The sequence below is a fragment of the Alphaproteobacteria bacterium genome, assembly GCA_033762625.1.
Classification (GTDB): domain Bacteria; phylum Pseudomonadota; class Alphaproteobacteria; order UBA9219; family RGZA01; genus RGZA01.
Genome location: JANRLI010000015.1, coordinates 1 through 2,546, shown reverse-complemented (window position 1 = coordinate 2,546; position 2,546 = coordinate 1). Strand labels below are relative to the sequence as shown.

Sequence of the window (2,546 nt, the reverse complement as noted above, 5' to 3'; positions counted from 1 at the left end):
GCCAGAATGCTATCGGAATTCCAATTGCGGCCTTTGAGCGATATGGGAAGATTGACGGCAGCAAGATGTTCCTTCACGCGCAGTGTATCGCGTTCAGGGCAGATACCAAGGCGCGTGGATAGTTCAAACGCTTTCGCCATGCCAATAGCAACCGCTTCGCCGTGCAGCAAGCTGGCATCATAGTTTGCCATCAATTCAAATGCGTGACCAAAGGTGTGGCCGAAATTCAACAATGCGCGTTTGCCAGTAGATTCCTTTTCGTCTTCGGCGACAATCGCGGCCTTCATCTCGCAGCAGGTTTTAATCGCGCGGATTTGTTTTTCAGGACGGCCCGCCAATAAATTATGACCCTTGGATTCCAGCCAATCATAAAATTCAGGGCTGCTAATCAAGCCGTATTTAACAATTTCAGCATAGCCAGCACGTAGTTCGCGCGTAGGCAATGTTTTCAACGTATCCACATCGGCAATCACCATGCGGGGCTGATGAAATGTGCCAATCAGATTTTTGCCACGCGGCGAATTAATGGCGGTTTTACCGCCCACTGAACTATCGACTTGCGCCAACAGTGTTGTTGGAATTTGAATGAAATCAAGACCGCGCATGGCGATGGATGCCGCAAAGCCAACCAAATCGCCCATCACGCCGCCGCCCAGTGCCACCAGCATGGTTTTACGATCGACATTTTTTTGGAACAGATGGTCAAGGATAAAGGACAGATACGAAAAAGTTTTCGCCTGTTCACCCGCAGGAATAATCAACGGATCATCTTTGCACACGCCGGCGCGAACCATACCGGCATGAAACTTTTCAGCATAGATTTTGGAAAGATGGCTATCGGTAATAATAATGCAGCGCGGCGTGTTAAATGTATCGCGTATCATGAACGGGGCTTCGGCCAATAATCCGCCGCCGACATAAATCGGGTAGCTGCGATTGCCGAGATTGACATTAATCGCTTGCTGATCTGGGTGCAGAATATTGGAAAGTAGGCTCATGAAGGGGTTCCTGTATTGGCAGGGTGATTTTGCACGGCATTAAGCATGGCTTCAACCGTTTCTTCAAAGCTTTTTACATCGGTTTCGATGTGAATGGGTGCCTCACTATATAAGGGGGTGCGACTTTCCAATAATTGTTGCATGCGGGTTGCGGGGTCTTCGGTTTTTAACAGCGGGCGGTTTTTATCCTTGGCAACGCGCGCCAGCAGGGTTTCAAGGCGCGCTTTCAGCCATATGGCAATGCTGGTTTGGGCGATTAATTTACGGGTGTCAGCGTTTAATACCGCCCCGCCGCCCGTTGATAGCACGCACGGTTCCCCCGCCAATAATTTGGCAATTTTGATGCGTTCAATCTCACGAAAGGCCGCTTCGCCCTGTTCTTCGAAAATATGGGCAATGCGCATGCCAGTGGCTTTTTCGATTTCGCTATCGCTGTCGATAAACGGCAAATTAAGGCGCAGCGCCAATTGCCGCCCCAGAGCCGTTTTGCCCGAGCCCATCATTCCCACCAGAACGATGGTTTTTGGAACAATCGTTTTATTCATCTTTCAGTACCAATAGGCTTGCCATAATTTTTAACCCTTGTGCTAGTATAAGAGAACCGAATTCCCATTACCACCCCCAGCGCTTCAGTTTCAGGTTTCATGATACTTCGCTTCTTTCTTGTATTGCTGTGTGCACTTTTCGCCAGTTCGCTTCATGCGGCGGCGCGTAACGGGGGCGGCCCGCAAGATTTGATCTATCAGAATGAGGTTAATCACAACGAAGAAGGCGAAGAGGTGGATGAAAGTGAGTTAGTGGAGCCACCGCCCATCATACGTACGCCGCCAGCCGTGATTACAACAGGACCGATGGGGACTTCGCCGCTAACGACACCTGCGCCGATTGCGGCGCCGCCCGTTGCATCCGCGCCCCTTATGGCGCCCACCATTATTGCGGCACCGACCAGAGAAGAAAAAGTCGAGCGCGGCGAACTAGCTGCGCCTGTGCTTACTTATTATGGCGTGCTCGATGAACGTAGCGGCAGCTTGCCGATGGATGCATGGCGCACGCTGACCTATCATGACGCCATTGCGGTATTGACCAATGCGACGCAGCGCGTGAATGCCGGATCAAGCAATAGCATTTTAAATGATGTGCTGCGCGTCGCCGCACTTAGCCGCACCTATGAGCCATCAGGACCTGCTGATTTAGCATCATCGTACTTCAATGCACGTATTATGGCGGCGCAGGCCGCCGGTGATAGCGGCGGCGCACTCGCTTTGTTCCGCACGCGCACGGACACCTTTAAAATGCAGGATTGGCAGGCATTTATTGAAACGGAAATACGCCAACGCCGCTTTGCGGATGTGTGTGCAATTTCGGCAGATAAGCTTGCCCAAGATTTGAGCCCCTTTGCACAAAAGATGAGTATTTTGTGTGATATTAAAAATGGAAATGCAGAACCCGCACGTTTGCATCTCGATTTACTGCGCGAAGCAAATGATGGCGATCCACTATTTTTAGAGCTTGCCGAACGTGCGCTGAACCCCAATGTGGTTAGCAAAA

3 protein-coding genes are annotated in these 2,546 nt (G+C 50.8%); 1 reads left to right on the top strand and 2 read right to left on the bottom strand.

Annotation, left to right across the window (positions count from 1 at the left end; translation table 11 throughout):
- The coding region (gene aroB / locus SFW65_07675) for a 3-dehydroquinate synthase (GenBank protein MDX1922991.1) at positions 1-998 on the bottom strand (998 nt) is incomplete at its 3' end.
- Positions 995-1,543, bottom strand: a complete 549-nt coding sequence (locus SFW65_07670; protein MDX1922990.1) for a shikimate kinase — start codon at positions 1,541-1,543, stop codon at positions 995-997. The genes SFW65_07670 and aroB, both read right to left, overlap by 4 nt.
- Before the next feature lie 99 nt (positions 1,544-1,642).
- On the opposite strand from SFW65_07670, the gene SFW65_07665 reads away from it, so the two are divergent.
- Positions 1,643-2,546, top strand: a 904-nt coding sequence (locus SFW65_07665) for a hypothetical protein (GenBank protein ID MDX1922989.1), incomplete at its 3' end; no start/stop codon positions are given.